Here is a 22,558-nt window from a genome sequence, read left to right as displayed (position 1 = left end):
CACAAATTATTAGCACAGAAAATCAAGGAGATATCTGAAGATGAAATATGGAAACTTTGGCAATTAGGGATTATAATTATGATCAGAAAATCCGTGTATAAAGCTCTTGAAGGAAGGTGATGTATGTGAACAGTTACATAGACCCGTCTTCGCTTTTCAGGCGGTATCATAACAATCCTATATTAACCAGACAAAAATGGCCCTACCCTGTAAATGCAGTATTTAACCCTGGCGCTGTGGAAATCAACGGAGAAACATTGCTCATGGTAAGGGTAGAAGATATGAGAGGTTATTCTCATTTTACATTGGCCAGAAGCCGCGACGGAAAAACCGACTGGCGCATCGATGAAAAGCCAACACTGGAAGCGAACTACCAATCCAATGAAGAGCATTACGGTGTAGAGGATCCTAGAATAGTATGGCTGGAAAATCTGGGTGTGTACGCAATAACATACGTTTCTTTCTCTAAAACCGGTCCTCTGGTCTCTCTGGCCACTACAAGAGATTTCATCACTTTCAAGCGTTATGGAGCCCTGTTGCCCCCTGAAGACAAAGACGCATCTCTTTTCCCTAAACTCATAAAAGGACGTTTTGCTTTAATACATCGACCTATTGTAAGAGGAGAAGCGCATATCTGGATCTCTTTTTCTCCAGACCTCAAGTACTGGGGCGAACATCAAATGATTATACCTTCAAGAACGGGATCCTGGGATTCCACTAGAGTAGGATTGGGGCCACCCCCCATAGAGACTCCTGAGGGATGGCTTATCATATACCACGGCGTCCGAAATACCGCAGCTGGAAACCTGTACAGGGTGGGATTAGCACTGCTGGATCTAGAAGATCCCAGGCGCGTCATACGCCGCTCCGAAGAATGGGTATTTGGACCCAGGACTAGTTACGAATATATCGGAGATGTCCCGGGGGTTGTCTTCCCCACAGGCGCTATTGTGGACAAAAATACAGGGGAAATGCGAATTTACTATGGAGCAGCAGATAGTGTGGTGGCATTAGCTACAGCAAATATAAAAGAGGTGCTGGAATACCTAAAAAGCTGTCCTGGGCAAAAAGAAAGCTAATATAATTTTCCTCCTTTTTAATCTTTCAAATATGTGCTAAAATAAAATCTAATAAAGAGAACACCAATGAGGAGCGATATTATGAAATTTGCCATAGGACAGATAAATCCAACAGTAGGGGATTTAGTCGGAAATGCCAATAAGATATTGAGTTATATAGAAATGGCCAAATCTAAAGGAGCGGAACTTATCATATTTCCAGAGCTGTCGGTTATCGGGTATCCTCCTAAAGATCTTTTGTATAATCCGGATTTTTTATCCCATGTAGATACGGTTATAAACGATCTCAAGAGCAAGATACACGGTATATACGCGATCCTAGGGGTATGCACTTTTAGTGAAAAGGGATTTTTGCACAATTCTGCCGTGCTGATAGGTGACGGAAAAATCATGGATAAAGTCGACAAAACCCTGTTGCCCAATTACGATGTATTTGACGAATCCCGTTATTTTGCCCCCTCTCAGAGCATCCACTGTATGAATGTAAAAGGTATAAAACTTGGCGTTAGCATATGTGAAGATATATGGAACGACAAAGATTTCTGGGAGAGGCCCAGATACGACATCGACGTCATAGAGGAACTCGTAAAAGACCACCCTGATATCCTTGTAAATATATCGGCGTCTCCTTACAATTACAAAAAACAAGAGTTAAGAACTCACATGATATCTGCAATAGCCGAAAAATACCACAGGCCTATAATATACGTAAATCAAATAGGAGGTAATGACGAGCTTATATTTGACGGTTCCAGCTTTGCCGTAAATCCTTACGGCCAGGTTATCTTTCACGCCAAGTCCTTTGACGAAGATCTGGTGGTATTGGATTCAGAATCGCTCATGTGCCAACAGGAAGAATTGTATGTAAATGAAGACATATCGTGGGTCTACAATGCACTGGTTTTGGGAATTAGAGATTATACGCGCAAAACAGGATTTAAAAAAGTCGCTATAGGCCTTAGCGGTGGCATAGATTCGGCTGTCACCTGTTGCCTTGCGGTGGAGGCACTGGGCGCTGAAAATGTCCTAGGTGTATCAATGCCATCCAGGTATTCCTCAGAAGGCAGCAAAAGCGATGCAAAAGCATTAGCTGATAACCTGGGCATTGAATTTAGGGTATATCCCATTGAAGAGGTTTTTAAAGCCTATCTTAAAGTTTTTAACGGCGACAGAGAACCTTTAAAAGACCTGGCAGAAGAAAACATACAGGCAAGGATAAGGGGAAATTACCTCATGTTCCTGTCTAACCGAGAAAATAGGCTCATCCTCACCACAGGCAATAAATCAGAGCTGGCAATGGGATACTGCACCCTCTACGGTGATATGGCCGGCGGCCTGGCGGTTATATCTGACGTACCCAAAACCATGGTATACCAGATTGCCCATTACATCAACAGGGAAAGACAGATAATACCTCAATCCACGCTGACAAAGCCACCTTCTGCAGAATTGAGGCCTGACCAAAAGGACGTAGACTCACTGCCGCCCTACGAAATACTGGACGAGATCTTAAAAGCGTATATTGAAGAAGAAAAATCCATTGATGATATAGTCAAAATGGGGTATTCTGAAGATTTGATAAGAGACATAATGAAAAAAGTCAATAAGGCCGAATACAAAAGAAGGCAGGCTGCTCCAGGGCTTAAAGTCACGACAAAAGCCTTTGGAACAGGCAGGAGAATGCCTATAGCGCAGAGATGGCTATAGGCATTCCCCCAAGTATACTTTCACATCGTGCTCTGTCCCGTCATCTACCAAGCGTATAACTTTGTCTTTTATAGGCTTGTCGTCTATAAGCACCTCTTTTACACCTCTGTTTACCTTTTCAGGGTTTTTTACAGTGATAAAGTACCTAGTGTTCTTATACCTGTACACTATTCGGTATTCTTCCCATCCTTTGGGAATACACGGGTCAACTACAATGCTGTCGCCCCTGAGTTTTAACCCTAAAATATGTTCTATCCCTACTCTGTACATCCACCCTGCAGCTCCCGTATACCACGTCCATCCTCCTCTTCCTTCATGAGGCTGAACTGCGTACACATCTGCCGCCATTACATAAGGTTCTACTTTATACACCGAAACCTCTAATGCAGTTCTGCTATGATTTATAGGATTTATGAGGTTATAGTACTCCCAGGCTTTATCCCCCTCGCCCAAGAGAGCAAAAGCCATTACAACCCACACTGCCGCATGGGTATACTGACCTCCATTTTCCCTTACTCCGGGCACATATCCTTTGATATAACCTGGCTTTAAATCGCCTTCGTCAAAAGGAGGCATCAGCAACCTTATAATCCCGTTCTCTTTGTTTACCAGGTAATGCTCCACAGCACCCATGGCTTCTCTGGCCCTGTTCAGCTTAGCCGCACCCGAGATAACCGACCACGACTGGGAAATGGAGTCAATTTTGCACTCGGTGTTTTGAGCAGATCCTAGCGGAGTTCCGTCGTCAAAATACGCCCTTCTGTACCAGCTCCCATCCCATCCGCTTTCCTCAATAGCATTCACTATGTTCTGAGCGATAACTCGATAATTTTCTGCTCTTTCGCGATCATCTTGAACCTCACATAACGGTATAAACGCCATCAAAACAGCGTACAGGAACCAACCCAACCATACGCTTTCACCTTTGCCTTTATTACCTACTGTATTCATACCGTCATTCCAATCCCCTGAGCCTATAAGAGGTAGACCATGGGGGCCAAACCTCAATGCCCGTTCAATAGCTTTATTGCAGTGTTCATAAAGGGTGGACGTGGTAGTAGAAACCAAAGGTTTACTGTATCTATCGTTCTCTTCTTCCTTCAGCGGTTCCTCTATGAGGTAAGGAATCTGAACTTTTAATACATCCACGTCTCCTGTACTCTTTATATAATCTGCCGTGACATAAGCCAGCCATAACAGGTCATCAGAATGCCTGGTGCGTATACCTTTGCCTGAGCCGGGATGCCACCAGTGTTGTACATCCCCTTCTATAAATTGGTGTGCTGCACTGGTTAGTATCTGCCTGCGCGTTAGTCCAGGGTATATAAACACCACATTCATCGCATCTTGCAGCTGGTCTCTAAAGCCATAAGCACCCCCTGATTGATAAAAAGCTGATCTCGCCCATATCCTGCACCCAACGGTCTGATAGGGTAACCATCTGTTTATCATAAAATCCATAGACGTATCCGGCGTCTTAACCTGGATGGTATCTAAAAGATCATCCCAGAATTTTTTAACATTATCCAGCTCCTCTAAAGCATTATTTACATCTCTATACTTAGCACACAATTTTTTCACAGCGTCCAAGTCAGCGCATTGCCCTAACATAAACACCACTGTCTTTTCTTCGCCGGCATCCAACATCACTTTCACCTGCAAAGCTCCACAGGGATCAAGCCCTGCCCCTACTCTACCTGATAATTCTTTTCTTTTGAGGGCCTCAGGATATCTCAGGCTACCATCTAGACCTATAAATTCCCGCCGATCGCCGGTATACGACCTACCGCTTAACTCGGAGGAATCCAAAAACGCAATCCTTGCCGGAAAATCTTCGTTGTAGGTGTTTCTAATAAGCAAAATACCATCTTCATATTTTTCCGTGACTATAAATGGCGCTGTCGCCTGTTCGCTTACCCCCATCACCGGCCTCATGTAATACGTGAGGCTTAGGTGTCTAATATCTGCGGTGAGGTTTTTAAGTTTCAACAAACACACTTTTACCGGGTCATGCAATGGCACAAATTGAGTCAGCTCCTGCTGAATACCATAGCTTATGTGCTCAAAAACAGAGTAACCATTTCCGTGCCTTATAAGGTACGGCTCATCGTCTCTTATAGGTTGGGATGTCACGGTCCATACATCGCCACTATCCTCGTCCCTTAAATACAGCACTTCACCAGGAGGATCTACCACAGGATCATTGTACCACGGCGTCAGTTTATTCTCCCTGCTATTTTCAGCCCAGGTGTAACCTGAACCCGATTCTGATACCTGGAAGCCGAATTCCTCATTTGAAATCACATTTATCCACGGCAGTGGAGTGGTGTTTCCGTCTTTCAAATATATAACGTATTCTTTTCCATCAGGACTAAATCCACCTGTCCCATTAAAGTACACCAGCCCTTCAGCTGTTGTGGAATGCTGTTTATACTGCTTACCGCCCCTCCACTCCACTACATCTGGTAACACCCTCTGCTCTTCAACAGCTACTTGATCGTACACAGAACCGTCCTTACCTCTTAGCACCAGGCGGGCGACTTTGTAAAACAACTCCTTAACGTCATCGCTAACGTTATTGCCCTGAATCACGTGTATGCCCCCAGGTATCCCCACCAATTCTCTAGCGTGACTGGAAGCAATAGCTTCTTTTATCATATCGTTTAATGGCTGTAGATAACTGCTGTCGTCTTCATTTAATATGATCAGATCTACATTTAAACCTTTTACCCTCCAGTACTCATGAGCCCTAATCATCTGATAAACGATATCGATATCTTCCGGATCATCAATGCACACCAGCACCAAAGGCAGATCTCCCGAAATACCATAGCCCCACAATACCGATTGGCCTTTTAAGTTATTGCGTATCTCATTACTCCACTTTTGCCTTAACGGGCTTATAAACAATATGTGAGGTACTAATTGTTGGTATAGCTGTATTTCACTAGCTTTCATATTAAGGTACCTGGACTCAACGCGGCTCCTGGTCAATGCCAGCTCAAATGCCCGTTGAATACAACCGCTGTCGTGGTATTTTTCAGCTAACTGCAAAGCTTCGTTGCGGCTTTCCGCCATGCCCGTAGTGTAGGCAATGGTAACAGTCTGCCCAGGCATTATCTTTACCCTACGCCTTATACTCATAATAGGATCCAGAACAGAACCTACGGTATTGGTAAGAGGATGGTCCACGTCCATTGCCACCGGATCCTTGAGGGTACGGCCTCTTCCTATAAACTTGGACCGATCAGTCTCATACTGGACATCGCCTATTATCTCTCCTCCGTCTACCGTGACAGTATGAAATACCCATACAGGACTTTGATCGCTGCTTTTAGGTCGCCTGTGGGCCAATAAGCTTTCGTATTCGCCTATGTATTCGGTCTTAACAAAAAGATTGCCAAAAGCAGGGTGAGCTACGTCCGCCGCTTGGGGAGCGATTACCAGCTCTGCATAACTGGTTACTTCTATCGTCCTGGAATGCTTGCTGTGATTGGTTATACTAAGACGCCTTATCTCAGCTATATCACTAGGAGATACGATTACTTCCATATGGGTGTCTATGTTGCCATCTGTCCTGTAAAAATCGGCTTTATGTTGAGAAAACACCACTTTGTACTTATTCGGCATAACATTGTAAGGAGCATAAGTGGCAGACCAAACGTCGTTAGAATTTATATTCTGGATATAGAAAAACATTCCAAAATTCCCCAAAGGATCCTCTCTCCATCGGGTAACAGCCTGTCCTAGACCTTTGCTGTAACCTGTGCCTTTATCCGATATCATAATGGAATAACTGCCGTTGGACAAAAGGTGCACATCAGGAAGTGACCCCTCGTTAACCCGAGGCATTCTGATGACTTCCACTTCTTCATGTTCCACGACTTTTACCGACTCATAGCGATTTTTCTCTTCGTTCTTAAAAGTGATCCCCTCAGGCAATCTTTCCTGAAGCAGTATTTCTGCTGCACTTATCACAGGGTCACGATGAAATCGCTCTTGCATTATATTATCGTTAAAATAGTTATCCAGTGCCAAAAAACTCATCCCCTGATGATGTACCATGAAGCTTTTGACGATTTTGCTCTCTTCTCCCTGAACAAGCCTCTCAGAGGTATAATCCACAGCTTCATAAAACCCATAAGGGCCCTCCAAACCGTGTCTCTTCAGCATGCGGATATTTTGCATAACCCCTTCTGGATCCAAAGGCAGCGCTAGCATGGCAGCATAGGGAGCTACAACCACTTCATTAGCCAATCCCCTTTTCAATCCCAGCGACGGTACCCCAAAAGCTTTGTACTGGTAATTGAGGTTTATATCAAAGGAGTAAAATGCAGACTCAGACACACCCCACGGCACTCTTCGCTGGCGGCCGTACAATTTCTGCGCTCTTATGACGAAATAATAGGTTTCATCTAAAAGGGTATTTTCGTAACTGCGCATGGTGAGCATAGGCATCAGGTATTCAAACATAGTTCCTGTCCAAGATACCAAGCCCCTGTAGCCGTTCACTACTGTGAGAGCTCTCCCCAGGCGAAACCAATGCTTTTTGTCCACCTCGCCCCTGGCGATAGCTATATAACTGGTCTGCCTTGCCTCTGATGCCAAGAGGTCATAATAAGCCTTTGAAAGCTGGCCTTCTTCCACGTTATAACCTATGGAAAAAAGCTGTCTGACTGGCACGTAAAGCGGCTCAAACTTTGTGTCATCCACCAAGCGGCTCAGCCTATTTACCAGCTCCCTTATACTCCCCATAGCCTTATCCACTTGCTGTTTAGCTTTAACAATTTTGTCTTTTAATACGACAACCTGTGAAGCCACTTCCTCGTCAGTTAAACCCTTTTCATATTCCTCAATCCTAGCGATTGCTTTATCGTAAATTCTGCTTAGCCCTATCAATGACCTATCCTTTTGCGCATCAACAAGAATGGAAACTATAAAGTCGGCACCTTCCCATTGAAGTATTTGGTAATAATCGTCCAACCATGGCATCACATCCTTTTGTTCCCTCAAATAGTCTTCCAGCATCTCCCTGACCTTTCTGTACCATGGAGAATTCACGGCGATTGTTTCTTTATCTATATTGTATTTGAGTTCTTCTAAAGCTTTTTTAAACTCAAATACAGAAAAGTTAGAGTCTACCACATCTTCCAAAACCGACGTATCTAAACCGATAAAGGCATTGTCCATCTTTAATAGCTCCAGTGTATCCAGAAGACCTCTACCGTACCTTTCATCCAATACAGGTTCTCTCATGTATTGTAAAAGCCCTTGTTTCAACGTCATCATATACGCTACCAGATTACCGCTATCGACGGTAGAAACATATCGCGGCCTCAAAGGCTTTAAAGTCCTGGTATTGTACCAGTTAAACAAATGCCCTTTCCACTTTTCCATTCTCTCAACCGTCGAAATGGTATTGTTTAATCTGCGAATCATTTCTATGGTGCTTATATAACCAAAATCCCTGGCCGCAAGGGTGGAAACAAGTAAGAGCCCTATATTGGTGGGAGAAGTCCTATGGGCAACGCCATTAGGTGGATCCTCCTGGTAATTGTCAGGGGGCAAATAATTGTCATCAGGGCCCACAAAATCCTCAAAATACCTCCATGTTTTCCTAGCTATAAGTCTCAACTCTCTTTTATCCTGTTCGGACAATTGCTTCATCTTTCGCTCTTTAACCAGGCTTATACGATATGCTATATACGGTGATAAACTCCACAAAGCCAATAAAGGCAATGTAATCTGCCACGTAAAAGGACTATAGACTGCATCAACTATAACTACAAGCAGCGCCTCTAAAATCGACACCCACATCCTGCCAAAGGATTTTAAGACGCCGTTTTTTAATCGACGCTCTACATCTGCGGCAGTTACCCATTCTATGAGATTTTTGCGGGTAAAAAATACCCTTACCAACGTCCTCCCTATAGCATCAACCATTAAATACGCCTGATAGGGCATAAAAGCAAATAAAATCCCGAATCTATAAAAAGCGGCTTTAATCCCCGTAATCGCAGCTGAATGCCTCTTGCCTTTAGGCATGAGAAACTGTCCATATAAAACTATATCAAAAATTTCTAGCACCACTGGAAAACCTGCAGTAAGCAGGACAAAAGTAAACCATACATATTCGCTGCCAGGAAATACACCAAACGCCAAAACCGTTACTGCCATTAAAAAAGGCGACACAAGACTTCTCCTCAAGTTGTCAAAAATCTTCCACCTGGAAATCGTAGACAGGGGGTTAGATATCACCTGGCCTTTTCTGTTTTTAACTTTTGAAGCAAGCCATGGTATTAACTGCCAATCCCCTCTCACCCACCGGTGCATGCGCATAGCATAAGAATGATACGTAGCAGGATAGCCATCTATCAATTCTATATCCGTAACCAGGCCTGTCCTCACGTAACAGCCTTCTAAAAGGTCATGGCTTAATATTGAGTTGTCAGGTATAGCATCCCGCAAGACCTTTTGAAATACTTCTACGTCGTATATACCCTTGCCTGTGTATATGCCTTCTTTAAACAGATCCTGATACACATCCGATACAGCCGTTGTGTAAGGATCTATTCCCCATTGACCTGCGAATACCTTAGAGAAAAAAGTTCGGTTTGCACTGACTATGTCCACATTTACCCTGGGTTGCAAAAGCCCATATCCATCTACCACTATGCCTCTTTTTTCGTCCACTACAGCTTTATTTAGCGGGTGCATCATCGTGCCTATCAGCTCTCTAGCTGCATTTAAAGGCAATTCGGTGTCAGCATCTAATGTGATGACGTACTTTATCTTTGGCAATTTACCTGCATCACAGCTCAATATGCGATAACTGGTTTGTCTTGAGCCAAGCAACAGGTCGTTAAATTCCAGCAAAGCGCCTCTTTTGCGCTCCCAACCCATCCATTTCCCCTGTCCAGCGCTATATTGTCTTTCCCTGTGAAAATAGTAGAAGATGTCTTCACGACCTTTAGCGTAACGCTCGTTTAATTCTTTTACTCCAGCTAAAGCGCACTTTACAACAGCTTCGTCCTCAGGCATATCTTTCTCAGGCCCATCTTTAAAATCGCCCAGTAGCGCAAAGTATAGGTTTTTTTCTTTATTAGCCAGGTAGTATTTTTCCAAGTTAAATATTAAATCCTTAACTCGTCGCTCATCTGACAACAATGTAGGAATGACTATAAAAGTGGCCGCTTCTTCTGGTATACCTTCTTTTAATTCAAGCTTAGGAAGTATTCTAGGCCGAAAAATATGGGTTACCAGCCAATTTACCGTGCTCACTGATATCTCACTGGCAGGTACAGATATCGCTATTAATACCAGTGCGATTTTAACCACAGCTGACACATCAGCAGCAGTCGCCATATTTCTATAGGCGTAAGCCATAAGCGCTAAAATTACCATCAACGTAATAAACACAATAGACCCAAAGTAAAACAGCTCAGCGTGTTGCAGTATCCCCATAGCCCATTTACAGGGATTTTTTGCTCTAAATCCGCCTTTTTTCTCAAGAACATCCTTCCCCTTTCCGATCAGATAATAACCCACATGCCTCTCTCTTTCTTCTTTTCCTTGAGCTTCATGAGCGCATTCTACAGCTTTAAGGGCAACAAGGGTCTCAGAAACGCCAGCAATCGATGCGATTTTCTCCACAATGCGCCTGTAATAATCCCTTGAGGCAAAGTCCATCTTAGGATATACGCCGCTGGGGTCACGCCTTAATATCTGTTCTACAGTGCTTAAATCCTCAAATATATCCGTCCAATCCATGCTGGAAAGCAGTTTTAAACTGCTTATAGAATTACCAATAGAAACCTCCATAGATGCCTGATATTGATGTTCCATCTGTACTATTTTTTCTTCCGTTATCCCGTATTCTACTAAAAAATTTCTAAGATCGTTTATAACGTGAACCGTTTCGCGGCCACGTTTTCTCAACTTTTGAATAAGGTGCTCTACAAAGGAATAATTTAACTCAGTACTTTTGATATATTCTTTCGCAGCCTTAAATATATCCTCGCTGTCGAGGATCTGTTCAGCTTTACGCCACTGCCTGTTGGTCTCATCTATTCTCTCGCATAAAAACCTTATATTTTCAATCAATGCTACGCGCAGCATAAGGCTTAAAGCCCATATCTCACCGTTAGCAAGCAACGATTTAGACTGGTAAGCTGTGACAAATTCAGATATCACTTTTTCATCCACTTTGCCGTCTGTATGCGATACTATTTCTAGAGCTAAAGCGTATATTCTAGGATACCCCTTTAAATATCCTTCTTTTAATACAGGCAACGGATTATTGCCGTGTCTCAACGTATTTCTAACATCCTTAATCTGCTCTTCGATTATGTAAAAATTATCTAACAACCATTCTGACGCTGGGTTTACAGATTTTTGCTGCTTTACTTCCCCATTTAATTTTTTATACAATGATTTAATATACCTGTAATTGTCATTTACCCTACCTACGAGCCACCGAGGGTTTCTTTTTTTCCTAGAAATAATATGCCTTTTGGCCACTTCGCCGGCATGCTTCTGTAATTCTTCAGGTACCAAAAAAACATCCTGTACGCTGGCAAATCCCATATTGCGAAATCTTTTTCTATACGCAATCGCGTAAATAAACCGATAAAGCAGGGCCAATGTGACAACAGCTGTAGCTATTGTGTAAAGCACGCTCTTATCAACTCCTTGTCCTTTTTATGTTGATACGCAAAAAATATTATTCCCAAAACGCGCAGGTAATAAACAGACGCATAATAAAAGAGCCCTGTATTTGCACAGAGCTCTAAAACAATCGGACGTATTCTGGAAGGCCGCAATCCCTAGGAACCTCCTCCTCACCCAAAATCAACGGCCTCACATAATCTAAAAAGTTTTCATTTACAAAATTGCCATCTGAGTTTACCCACTCTAATGGTACCTTCTTCTCACAATTGCACACTTTATTGAGATCTACTACATCTGTAAAACACTTATATTCAGGTGCTTCAATTCTCTTTAAACTCACCATCTTTCCGCTTATATCGTCCAGTGCGTATTTAACTGCCATTCGCCCTACCATTACAGCTTCATCCAGATCGGTCTTTGAAACACAATGCATAGCGCATCGCTGTAAAAAACCCAACCTAGTCAATTTTACCCTGTCGTAGATATTCTCTTTTATCAGCTGTTCAATATAATCTCCCACACCACCTAATTGAACGTGGCCAAAAATATCTCTATTATATGAATTTCTCCTATTGAACACATATTCTCCCTTCTCATTTACAAGCCCTTCAGATACAACCACAAACAAATGGTTATCTGCCTTAAAAGCCTTATCCAAATCATTCAAAAACTTTTCTTCGTCAAAAACCACTTCAGGCAAGTACACGAGCATGTTCAATCCAGGCACTTTATCTTTCGCCAGAGCCGCAGCTCCTGCTATCCATCCTGTATTTCGCCCCATGACTTCCAGCACGTTTATTACCCCTGTCCCGTACACAGCAGAATCCAATGCCAACTCTATAGCTGCTGTTGCTACGTATTTAGCCGCGCTTCCATACCCCGGGCAATGGTCTGTATACATAAGGTCATTATCTATAGTTTTGGGTATACCTATAACCTTTAAATCATAGCCTACTTTTTTTGCATATCTCTCGATTTTATATGTGGAATCCATAGAATCATTTCCACCTATATAAAAGAAATACTTGATGCGGTTTTGGTCAAACAGCCTAAAAAGCCTTTCGTATTCTTCTACCGACTCATTGGGGTCTTTTAGTTTATACCTGCAGGATCCCAATGCCGCAGAGGGACTTAGTTTAACTCTCTCCAGATAATCCATAGAAATACCCGTCAAATCTTTAATTTTTCCTTCCAAAATCCCTTTTATCCCGTGAATTCCCCCAAAGACCATATCAAAACAACGGGTATTTAGAGCCTCTGTTATAACCCCATACAGACTTCCATTTATAACTGCTGTTGGACCTCCCGATTGAGCTACAAGACAATTACCACGCAACAAAATCCTCTCCTTTTTCAACTTATGCTATTTTTAATGTAAAAGTGAATTTCGTACCTTTTCCATATTGGCTTTCTACGTAAATATCCCCTCCATGGGACTCTATTATAGATTTAACAATAGACAGTCCCAGTCCTGTTCCCTCAATCTTACTCTCTCTGGACTTATCAGCTTTGTAGAATCTATCCCAAATAAACGGTATATCCTCCTCCTTTATTCCTATCCCATTATCCTCTATAGACACATACGCCGATAAATCCTTCTGGTAAGTCCTTATGGCAATATGGCCATTTTCCTTAGAAAATTTAATCGCATTGTCCAAAAGATTAATCAAAACCTGCTCAATCCTGTCGGGATCTGCTTCAACGTACATATAGTCTTTTGCAAAATCCACTTCTGCATCCAGTCCCTTTGCGTCCATTTTACCGCTAAATTTTATTAAAACCCTTCTTATCAATTCATTTATATCAAAATTCCTAAGGTTCAATTTAATACCAGCTTCCAATTCTGCCAGATTTAAGAGATCCGAAACCAGCCTGCTTAACCTTTCTGACTCGGACTTGACGATTTTTAAATACTTATCCCTATCGCCTTCAGGTATGGTGCCATCGATGATACCATTAAGATACCCTATTATAGAGGTCAAAGGCGATCTTAATTCATGGGAAACATTGGCTACAAATCCCCTCCTCATTTCTTCAAGGTGCTCCAATTCATTGGCCATAGTATTAAAACTCCTGGCCAGTTGCCCTATTTCATCATCGCTATTTACAGCAACCCTTATGTCAAAATTGCCCTTAGCTATGTTTCTAGCTGCTTTAGAAATTTCCACGAGGGGTTTTGACAGCCTTCCAGCCGATAAGTAACTCAGCAGCATAGCAACAGCCACGCCGGCCAAAGCCGATATGGCTATGATAATGTATATCCTGTTTAGAGCCCCTTGGATTTCAAATATAGGCGCGTGCATAAAAATAGCGCCGACTATGGTATTTCCAAAGTAAACCGGCGATCCCACTGTCAAGACAGGGGTTTTAAACATGCCGCCAAAACTGCCTTTGATAACCACAACCTTACCGTTTAAAACCTCATTGACTTCATTTAAAGGAATTTTTAGGCCTACTGCCTGCCTATCCTGGGATGTAGAAACCGTATAAACAACACCCCTCCTATCCAGCAACCATATCCTAGCGTTAAGGTATTCGTCCACAAACCTAAGATCATATGCCAAACTCCCCGGAATTATATTGCCAACCAATATGGCAGCAAAAGTATTGTTGAGCTTACGGCTTTCCTCTAACAGCATGTCCTTTTTTTCGCTATAGTAGAATCCCGTAAATAGTTGTATCAGCAGTCCTGTCACTATTAATATGGTTATAAATACCAAAAGCATGTTGACATACATCAGCCTCTTAAAAAGGCTATTTTGTTTCACCTGTTTTCACCTCAAATTTATAGCCGACACCCCAAACCGTCTTTAACGTCCAAAACTCATTAGCCGGAAGCTTTTCTCTCAACCTCTTTATATGCACGTCAACGGTTCGCGAATCACCAAAATAATCATAACCCCACACTTGCTCTAGCAGTTGTTCACGGGTAAAAACCTGATTAGGGTGAGACGCCAGAAAGTACAGAAGTTCAAATTCCTTAGGAGGCACTTCTACATCTCGCCCATCGATCTTCAACTTGTATTCGTTCATATTTATTACTATCCCAGGGTATACCACTTTTTTATTCTCTTCACCTGTCATAGGCGCATATCTTCTCAAAACCGCTTTTACCCTAGCTACAAGCTCTTTAGGATCAAAAGGCTTAACAATATAATCGTCCGCTCCCAGTTCCAAGCCCAAGACCTTATCCAGCGTCTCGCTTTTAGCCGTTAACATTATAATCGGGGTACTGCTGATTTTTCTGATATCTCTACACACCGTATAACCATCTACACCCGGCAGCATTAAATCCAATATAACCAGTGACGGCGCAACCTCATTGAATTTATCAATAGCTTCTTTGCCGTCATATACTTTTACAATATCAAACCCCTCTTTTGTAAGGTAAATTGATATAAGTTCACATATGTTTCTGTCGTCATCTACAATCATTATCTTTGTAGCCATACTACCCACCCTATACCTATTTAATTATATTTATAATTATATCATAAAATCCACCTATTTTGCTTTCTTTAAAGTAAATCCAAACACGCTACCGCGACCTACCTGACTTTTTACACTGACAGTTCCACCGTGTAACTGCACAATTTCTTTCGCTATAGCGAGACCTAATCCAGCTCCGTCTTTTCCTCTGGCCTTATCAGCTTTGTAAAACCTCTCCCAGATGCGTTCTAGATCTTCACTGGATATACCCATACCTGTATCCTCAACCCTAACTTCCACAAAACTTCTTCCCTCTTCAGCTGTCACCGTTACAGTGCCATTGGCTCCCGTGTACTTTATCCCATTGTCTATAAATATAATAAGGACCTGCTGAATCCTGTCTTCGTCAGCTAACACAGGAGAAATATCGTCAGGGCACCTGTTAATTAATCGAATTCCCTTGCCATCCGCCTGAGGTTTCATCTTTGCAATCACGTTGTCTACTACTTGTCTTAAAGCGATGGGTTGCATGTTGATCGATATTTTACCAGCCTGTAGTCTGCTCAGGTCCAACAGATCATTGATCAGCCTTTGCATGCGCAACGTCTCACCGTATATGATCTTATGGCACCTCTCCACGTCTTCTTTATCAGTCACCGTACCATCGATAAGCGGCTCCATAAATCCCCTGATAGCCGTGAGCGGGGTTCTTAACTCGTGGGAGACATTTGCTATAAAATCCCTGCGCATGTTCTCCAGCCTTTCTGACTCAGAAGCTAGGTAATTCAACGATCTACCCAGCTGACCTATTTCATCATCGCTCCTTATATTAACTTTAACTTTGTAATCGCCTTTCGCCATAGCCAGGGCAATCCTGGACATCTGCCTTAATGGCCTGGTGATCAATCTAGAAAGATACGCGCTTATCACAGACGCCATGGCAAGGGCCATCAGTGTCACGATAATCAGGAGCAAATACAACCTGCTTAGCACTTCAGCAATATCCTTTATGGGGGAATTCAGAAATACACCTCCTGCTACTTTATCGCCCAAAAATACAGGTACACCTGTTATTATCATTAATCCTTCCATACCTGCCATTTTAACTACCGCCACAACACCTTGACCGCTATTCACCCTGTCCACATACTGGGGAGGGACTTTCACGGTTTTTGCCAAGTCCATAGGTCTCTCCCGCATGCCTTTCATCATTTTGCTCATGACATCAAAAGAAGCTGCTACGATTTTTCCTCTTTTATCGACTACCAAGATAGCGCAATTTGTCGATCTATTAAAGGTTTTTAGTATGCTGTAATACATTCTCCCATCAATTTTGCCTAAAAAATAACTGGCAGTAATCTGACTTATTTCCGCCGCTCTAGTTTCCATCTCTTTAGATTTAGCGTTTACTATGTAGCTGCTCAGCGCATTGGAAAAAAGAAGGCCTACGATGAGCACGGTTATAAGGATAACCATAAGGTATGACGCAAATATTTTCCCTGACAGCGTATTAAACATCATGAATTCACCTCAAATTTATATCCAACCCCCCACACAGTCCTGATATCCCATGGGTGACTTTCTCTTTTACTTAGTTTGGCTCTTATTCTCTTTATGTGGGTATCTACAGTTCTTATATCACCATAATAGTCGTAACCCCATATTTCTTCCAGTAATTGCTCTCGAGTAAAAACCTTGTTGCAATTGCTGGCAAGATACCACAAAAGCTCTATTTCTTTAGGCGTCATCGGTACCTCTTTGCCATCCAATTTTACATAATAATTGTCGATGTCGATTTCAAGCCCTGGATAACTAATGGCTTTCTTAACATTAGTGTGTCTTTGACGGCACTCTACAGACCTTCTCATAACCGCTTTTATCCTCGCTACCACTTCTCTGGGGTTAAAAGGCTTCGTCACGTAATCATCAGCGCCTATTTCCAGCCCCAATATCTTATCCACGTCCTCTCCCTTTGCAGTCAACATTATAATGGGTACGTCGGACTCTTTTCTTAACTGCTTACAAACATCTATTCCATTTAGTACAGGCATCATTATATCCAGCACGATTAGATCGGGCTTTAACTCCCTGGCCTTTTTTAACGTCGTCTCGCCATCATCGGCAAAAGCCAGGTTAAATCCTTCTTTTTTCAAATAAATCTGCAATATCTCCTGGACATTTTTATCATCGTCTGCTATTAGAATAAGATTATTTGCCACCCAGTGACACCTCCGCTTTAATTATATTACGAAAACAACATGCGAAAAAGTATCAAAGCTAAAAATCTCGCTACAAATACATTTTTCACAAATTGTTCAAAATTACATCACTGTTAAGCCATAATTGAGTATTATAATATATTTACAGAGAAAAGGAGGTACAGTTGATGAAGAAAAAATTAATGATTGCAGGTCTAGTAGCAGTGTTGGTGCTAGCAATAGCAGTGCCATTGGCCATGGCTGCAAATCAACCATCTCCATCCACTATTCCTTACGGGCAAAGCCAATTTCAAGAAAAATGGCCTAAATTAACCGACTCGCAGAAAAAAGAAATCAGCGACATCCAACAGCAAATAAAAGGCCTACAACAAAAATTAATCGATAAATATCAGAGCTTTGGGCTCATCGACAAATCCCAGGCAAATATCATTAAAGACCATATAAACGACATGTACAACTACATGAGGAACGGTGGATGTGGCGGCTTTGGCATGGGCATGATGGGAGGCTATGGCTACAACTCAAATAATACCAATTAAAAATAGGTAGGCACTTGCCTACCTATTTTTGTTCTATAATCATTACACCTTTATATACTTCCACCTGCCGGCTTTGAATCTGAACCAATACATACACGAGCGGACAGCAAAATCAAAGCATATGCCTATCCATATACCGTAAACACCCATGTTCAACAATTTGCCTAAGATAAAGCCTATCAGCACTCTAAAAGCCCATAACCCTGCAAAAGCTGTAAGAACGATATAGAGAATGTCACCACCAGCCCTTAGAGAACCCGAAATTACATTCATGACAGCGAGCATAGGCTCTATTACCGCAAATATCCTGATAACCACAGACCCCATGTGTATAACCGTAGGATCCGTAGAGTAAAGCGCTGCTAGCTGTTTCGCAAATATAAACATGCACACTCCTATTACGGTTATCACTTTTACAGCTATACTGTTGGTCTGCCTGGCATAATTTTCCGCTGCCTCGTACTCTTTGGCACCAAGGCTCCTACCTACAAGGCTAGTAGCCGCCAGAGTAAAGCCAAATATGGGCATAAAAGCTATGGAATTAGCGTTCATGCCTATTTGATACACAGCCATGGCCACCGTACCCATGGTAGCCACCATAACCTGCATCACCAGAAAACCGCCCTGCATAACCAACTGCTCGAAAGACGCTGGCAATCCCACATGTATTATTCTCTTCATCATCTTGAAGTCAAGCCTAATTTTATCTTTTATGCTCAGATTGATAACGCGCTTGGCAAAATAGAGTATATAGAGCTGCAAAAAGCCGCCTATCACCCTGGCTATGGTGACAGCCATAGCCGTACCTTTTACTCCATATGGCGGTATCAGGTAATTGCCGTTCACTTTAACTCCGAATACCAGCAGTGCATTCAGTAAAAAGCTTATAACATTGACAACTGCTGTAATGTACATGGGGGTCTTGGTATCTCCTGCTCCCCTCAGAGCGCCACCTATGACGATATCTATTATCACGAAAGGCAAACCTATAAGAACAATTCTGTAGTAAAGCAATGCATTGTCAAAAACGTCCTTTGAAATATGGCCAAAAAAAAGGTGGATAAGCGGTATCGCAAAAATGTAACCTAACACAGTAAGCGCGATGAAAATAATAAGGCACATTATAAGGGACTGCATCACAGCTAACTTGGCATTTTCGTAGTCCTCCTCCCCAATAAGCCTGGCCACAATTACAGTGGAACCAGTGGAAAGACCTGCAAATACAGCCTGGAAGAAAAATATCATGCTATTTATGGCTCCTACAGCGGCAATGGCCGCATTGCCCAACCTACCTACAAACATGGTAGAAACAAGACCCACCATCATTATAAGGGACTGCTCTACAATAGAAGGCCAAGCCAGTTGCAGTATTTCACTTTTAGTCTTCTTATTGACATTACACGAAATCTCCATTAGCCTCATCCTATCAGATTGTTGATGGTTTTGCATAAATCTCACATATTTATATAATATAAATATTTTAAAGAAATGTCAAGGCACACAGAAAATCCACTATTGAATTACAAAGTTGTTTATGCTATAATAAACGAAGTAGCGGGGTGTAGCGCAGGGGGAGCGCACCTGGTTCGGGACCAGGGGGTCGGAGGTTCAAATCCTCTCACCCCGATTTTTTTTGCTGATTTTTTGCACAACCTAACAAAAAACAAATAAAAACAAAGCTTTTTTATTTGTTTTTTAGAGGATTTTGGGGCTTTGTATAGAATATATTTGTATAGAATATATATAATTTATCTTGTGAACATGTTAATTAAAGGGGGATATATATGAAATTTGGAATTTGCACTTCAAACTTTGATAAAGCTGATTTATTAAAAGACCTTGGCTATGATTATCTGGAATTCAGCCTCGCTGGCGTTATGTCAATGACCGATATTCAATTTAAAGATCTGCTAAATTCTTCCGAAAGAAGCCCATTGAAAGTAGAGGCCTTCAATAGCTTTGTAAGAACTTTGAAGGTCGTAGGGGATGGCGTGGATTGGGTTGCTCTTAAAGATTATGTAAAAGCTGCTATGGAGCGCGCAAATGCTCTTGGCGGTAAAATAGTGGTGTTCGGAAGCGCAGGAGCTAGAAACGTTCCTGAAGGCTATCCGAGAGAAAAAGCATGGAATCAGATAGCGGATTTTCTAAGGATGGCTGGCGATGAAGCAGCTAAGTACGGTATTTATATCGCCATAGAAAATCTCAATAAAAACGAATCAAATATTTTAAATACAGTTGAAGAAGGCCTTAACATGGTGAAATCAGTTGGCCATAGCAACGTAAAAGTATTAGCGGATTATTATCACATGGCAGTAGAAAATGAAGGCTTTGACGCAATTATAAAGGCAGATAGTAATCTCGTTCATACCCATATTGCCAGCGGTACTAACAGGACTTATCCCAGTGAAAAGGATAAAGACAGATACGATTTATTTTTTGACGCTTTAAAAGACATAAATTACAATGGGCGCGTGAGCATCGAGGCTAGATTGACTGACGAAAGCGATTATGCAAACGCTATAAAGGTTTTAAAGCGATACGTGTAAACAGGATTTTATATATAAAAAAGAGGATTTTCATCGCTTACGGCGAATAGATATTTAGATTTAGAAAGGAGTTGAAAATGTGAGCGTAAAAGTCGATAAAATTGAATTTGCTGGGTGGAAAAATTGTGTCCATGTGTCCAACGGAATCGTGGACATCGTGGCTACATTGGACATAGGCCCCAGGATCATAAGATATGGCTTTGCAGGCGATGCTAACGTGTTTTGCGTGAGAGAAGAAGACGCAGGAAAAGTTGGTGGGGATGAGTGGAGAAATTACGGTGGGCATAGATTATGGCACAGTCCTGAAGTCATGCCAAGAACGTACTCCCCTGACAATCAAGCCGTTGACTGCCAGCAAATTCAAAACGGTATTAAATTAGTGCAAAAACCTGAACCATGGGTCAACATGCAAAAAGAAATTGACGTGGTATTGAGCCCAGACAGCTCTAAAGTGAAGGTAATTCATAAAATCACCAATGTAGGCGCGTGGGCTGCTCGCTTAGCACCGTGGTCTATTTCTGTTATGTCCACTGGGGGAATTGAAATAATACCTCAGGTTAAAAAAGACACGGGATTTTTGCCCAACAGATCTGTAGTTTTATGGCCTTATTCTAAGATGAACGATCCAAGGGTATACTGGGGTGAAAAATATATTGCATTGAGACAAGACCCCCATATGAAACCGCCTTTTAAGTTGGGCACTCAAAATGAAAAAGGGTGGGCAGCTTACGTAAATAATGGCCAGATGTTTGTAAAGAGGTATAATCATATGCCCGAATCTGAATATCCGGATTTTGGCGCATCTTTTGAAACTTACACTACTGATTGGATGATAGAAATAGAAACCTTAGGGCCTTTGGTAGATCTAGAACCTGGAGCAACCGTAGAACATGTAGAAGAATGGGAGCTTTTCCATAACATACACACCCCTGGTTTTGACGAGGGCATTTTTGATGAACTAGCGTCATTGATCGAAAAAGGCATGTAGGCAGGAGGATTTTTAGAATGGCAAAAATAGCTATGATCGGAGCAGGAAGCATCGTATTCGCTAAAAACATAATGGTGGATATTCTTTCTTTTCCAGAGCTATCTGACAGCACTATAGCTTTAATGGATATTGACCCCAAGCGCCTCGACCTTATCAGAAAGCTAGCAGATAAATTGGTTAAACAAGAAAATTATAAAGCGACGATAATCTCGACCACTGATAGAAGAGAAGCTCTCAAAGACGCTGATTACGTTATAACGATGATACAGGTAGGTGGTCTCGAAGCTTATCAAATAGATATCGAAATACCGCTGAAATACGGTGTCAAACAAGCGGTTGGAGATACATTAGGACCTGGCGGTGTTTTCAGGTTCTTGAGAACAGCAGCCGTATTTAAGGATATAGCCAGGGACATGGAAGAGCTTTGCCCTGATGCCCTCTGGATAAATTACGTAAATCCCATGGCAATGAACTGCTGGTATATTAACAGGATTTCAAACATAAAAAATGTGGGGTTGTGCCACAGCGTCCAGGGCACATCAGAATGGCTTGCCAAGATAATAGGCGCTCCCTACAGTGAAGTGTCTTTTATTGCAGCGGGAATAAATCATATGGCCTGGTTTTTAGAATTTAAATGGAAAGGTAAAGATGCGTATCCGCTGATAAGAGAAAAGTACAATGACCCCAATGTTTACAAAATGGACGTAACCAAATTTGAGTTCCTCAAACACTTTGGCTACTACGTGACAGAATCAAGCCATCATATGTCAGAATACGTTCCTTATTTCAGAAAGTTTGATCACTGGATAGATAAAATCCATAAAGATGCCAACTGGAATGACGACGGAGTATACAATGGTATGTACCTCAAGTGCTGTCAGAACGCAGCAGCGAAATTTGACGAGGACATGGAAGAACTTATAAACGCCGAAAAAGTTGAAGTAAAGAGGACTCATGAGTACGGTGCGTACATAATTCATTCAATAGAAACAGGCGTTCCAAGGGTTATTTACGGCAATGTAGACAATAAAAGTCTTATAACTAATTTACCTCAAGGATGCTGTGTAGAAGTTCCATGCCTTGTAGACAAAAACGGTATACAGCCCACTGTAATAGGCGATTTGCCGCCACAGCTGGCTGCCTTAAATAGGACTAACATAAACGTTCAGGAGTTAGCTGTTATGGGAGCTCTCACTGGCAAAAAAGAATATATATACCAGGCTATTATGATGGATCCCCTGACATCTGCCGTGCTGGATATGGATCAGATTAGGTCCATGGTCTCTGAGATGTTCGCAGCAGAAGAAAAATGGCTTTTGCCGATAAAATTGAAATAAATAAAAAAGCGAGGCATTTATGAAGTGCACCCCAAATATTAGAC

The 22,558-nt window shown here is 42.0% G+C and carries 13 protein-coding genes and 1 tRNA gene; 7 read left to right on the top strand and 7 right to left on the bottom strand.

Annotated features, from left to right (window positions below; all coding sequences use genetic code 11):
• Positions 1-125 precede the first annotated feature (125 nt).
• Both CALPO_RS0110910 and CALPO_RS0110905 read left to right on the top strand, forming a co-directional pair.
• Entirely contained in the window at positions 126-1,079 is a 954-nt protein-coding gene (locus tag CALPO_RS0110910; protein ID WP_245589945.1) for a glycoside hydrolase family 130 protein, read from the top strand.
• An 81-nt stretch (positions 1,080-1,160) separates the two neighbouring features.
• Entirely contained in the window at positions 1,161-2,786 is a 1,626-nt protein-coding gene (locus tag CALPO_RS0110905) for an NAD+ synthase (RefSeq protein WP_026487353.1), read from the top strand.
• Here CALPO_RS0110905 and CALPO_RS0110900 read toward each other — a convergent pair.
• From CALPO_RS0110900 to CALPO_RS0110875, 6 genes are all read right to left on the bottom strand, one after another.
• The gene (locus tag CALPO_RS0110900) at positions 2,781-11,462 is read right to left on the bottom strand and encodes a GH36-type glycosyl hydrolase domain-containing protein (protein ID WP_026487352.1); all 8,682 of its coding nucleotides are present in this window, start codon (positions 11,460-11,462) and stop codon (positions 2,781-2,783) included. The two genes, CALPO_RS0110905 and CALPO_RS0110900, sit on opposite strands and share 6 nt — an antisense overlap.
• A 112-nt stretch (positions 11,463-11,574) precedes the next feature.
• Positions 11,575-12,792 (bottom strand): 6-phosphofructokinase, encoded by a 1,218-nt coding sequence (locus tag CALPO_RS0110895; protein ID WP_245589944.1) that lies wholly within the window; start codon positions 12,790-12,792, stop codon positions 11,575-11,577.
• 22 nt (positions 12,793-12,814) lie between these two features.
• Entirely contained in the window at positions 12,815-14,224 is a 1,410-nt protein-coding gene (locus CALPO_RS0110890) for a sensor histidine kinase (RefSeq protein WP_026487350.1), read from the bottom strand.
• A complete protein-coding gene (locus CALPO_RS0110885; RefSeq protein ID WP_026487349.1) occupies positions 14,211-14,906 on the bottom strand; it encodes a response regulator transcription factor in 696 nt (231 codons plus the stop codon). The genes CALPO_RS0110890 and CALPO_RS0110885 overlap by 14 nt, the downstream gene beginning before the upstream one ends.
• A gap of 54 nt (positions 14,907-14,960) precedes the next feature.
• On the bottom strand, positions 14,961-16,403 hold the full coding sequence (locus CALPO_RS0110880; protein WP_026487348.1) for a sensor histidine kinase: 1,443 nt from the start codon (positions 16,401-16,403) through the stop codon (positions 14,961-14,963).
• A complete protein-coding gene (locus tag CALPO_RS0110875) occupies positions 16,403-17,104 on the bottom strand; it encodes a response regulator transcription factor (RefSeq protein ID WP_026487347.1) in 702 nt (233 codons plus the stop codon). The genes CALPO_RS0110880 and CALPO_RS0110875 overlap by 1 nt, the downstream gene beginning before the upstream one ends.
• A gap of 167 nt (positions 17,105-17,271) precedes the next feature.
• On the opposite strand from CALPO_RS0110875, the gene CALPO_RS0110870 reads away from it, so the two are divergent.
• Positions 17,272-17,643 (top strand): DUF2680 domain-containing protein, encoded by a 372-nt coding sequence (locus tag CALPO_RS0110870; protein WP_026487346.1) that lies wholly within the window; start codon positions 17,272-17,274, stop codon positions 17,641-17,643.
• A 42-nt stretch (positions 17,644-17,685) separates the two neighbouring features.
• On the opposite strand, the gene CALPO_RS0110865 is transcribed toward CALPO_RS0110870, so the two are convergent.
• On the bottom strand, positions 17,686-19,056 hold the full coding sequence (locus CALPO_RS0110865) for an MATE family efflux transporter (RefSeq protein ID WP_156940182.1): 1,371 nt from the start codon (positions 19,054-19,056) through the stop codon (positions 17,686-17,688).
• Positions 19,057-19,198: 142 nt separating this feature from the next.
• Here CALPO_RS0110865 and CALPO_RS0110860 point away from each other — a divergent pair.
• From CALPO_RS0110860 to melA, 4 genes are all read left to right on the top strand, one after another.
• Positions 19,199-19,270: transfer RNA gene (locus tag CALPO_RS0110860), tRNA-Pro, on the top strand.
• Positions 19,271-19,427: 157 nt separating this feature from the next.
• Positions 19,428-20,189 (top strand): sugar phosphate isomerase/epimerase family protein, encoded by a 762-nt coding sequence (locus CALPO_RS0110855; protein ID WP_026487344.1) that lies wholly within the window; start codon positions 19,428-19,430, stop codon positions 20,187-20,189.
• A gap of 79 nt (positions 20,190-20,268) precedes the next feature.
• Positions 20,269-21,177: a TTE1925 family mutarotase gene (locus CALPO_RS0110850; protein WP_026487343.1), complete on the top strand. Its 909-nt coding sequence runs from the start codon at positions 20,269-20,271 to the stop codon at positions 21,175-21,177.
• Between the two features lie 17 nt (positions 21,178-21,194).
• The gene (gene melA / locus CALPO_RS0110845) at positions 21,195-22,514 is read left to right on the top strand and encodes an alpha-glucosidase/alpha-galactosidase (RefSeq protein WP_026487342.1); all 1,320 of its coding nucleotides are present in this window, start codon (positions 21,195-21,197) and stop codon (positions 22,512-22,514) included.
• Positions 22,515-22,558 lie beyond the last annotated feature (44 nt).

It is taken from the genome of Caldanaerobius polysaccharolyticus DSM 13641, assembly GCF_000427425.1.
GTDB lineage: Bacteria > Bacillota > Thermoanaerobacteria > Thermoanaerobacterales > Caldanaerobiaceae > Caldanaerobius > Caldanaerobius polysaccharolyticus.
Note: the sequence above shows the minus strand (reverse complement) of the source record. Positions and strands in the feature narration are given on the sequence as shown.

Bases quoted from the DNA above. Each gene is read 5' to 3' on its own strand.
- CALPO_RS0110905 (WP_026487353.1), top strand. From the start codon at position 1,161: ATGAAATTTGCCATAGGACAGATAAATCCAACAGTAGGGGATTTAGTC.
- CALPO_RS0110885 (WP_026487349.1), bottom strand. From the start codon at position 14,906: ATGGCTACAAAGATAATGATTGTAGATGACGACAGAAACATATGTGAA.
- CALPO_RS0110880 (WP_026487348.1), bottom strand. From the start codon at position 16,403: ATGTTTAATACGCTGTCAGGGAAAATATTTGCGTCATACCTTATGGTT.
- CALPO_RS0110870 (WP_026487346.1), top strand. From the start codon at position 17,272: ATGAAGAAAAAATTAATGATTGCAGGTCTAGTAGCAGTGTTGGTGCTA.
- CALPO_RS0110865 (WP_156940182.1), bottom strand. From the start codon at position 19,056: ATGGAGATTTCGTGTAATGTCAATAAGAAGACTAAAAGTGAAATACTG.
- CALPO_RS0110855 (WP_026487344.1), top strand. From the start codon at position 19,428: ATGAAATTTGGAATTTGCACTTCAAACTTTGATAAAGCTGATTTATTA.
- melA (WP_026487342.1), top strand. From the start codon at position 21,195: ATGGCAAAAATAGCTATGATCGGAGCAGGAAGCATCGTATTCGCTAAA.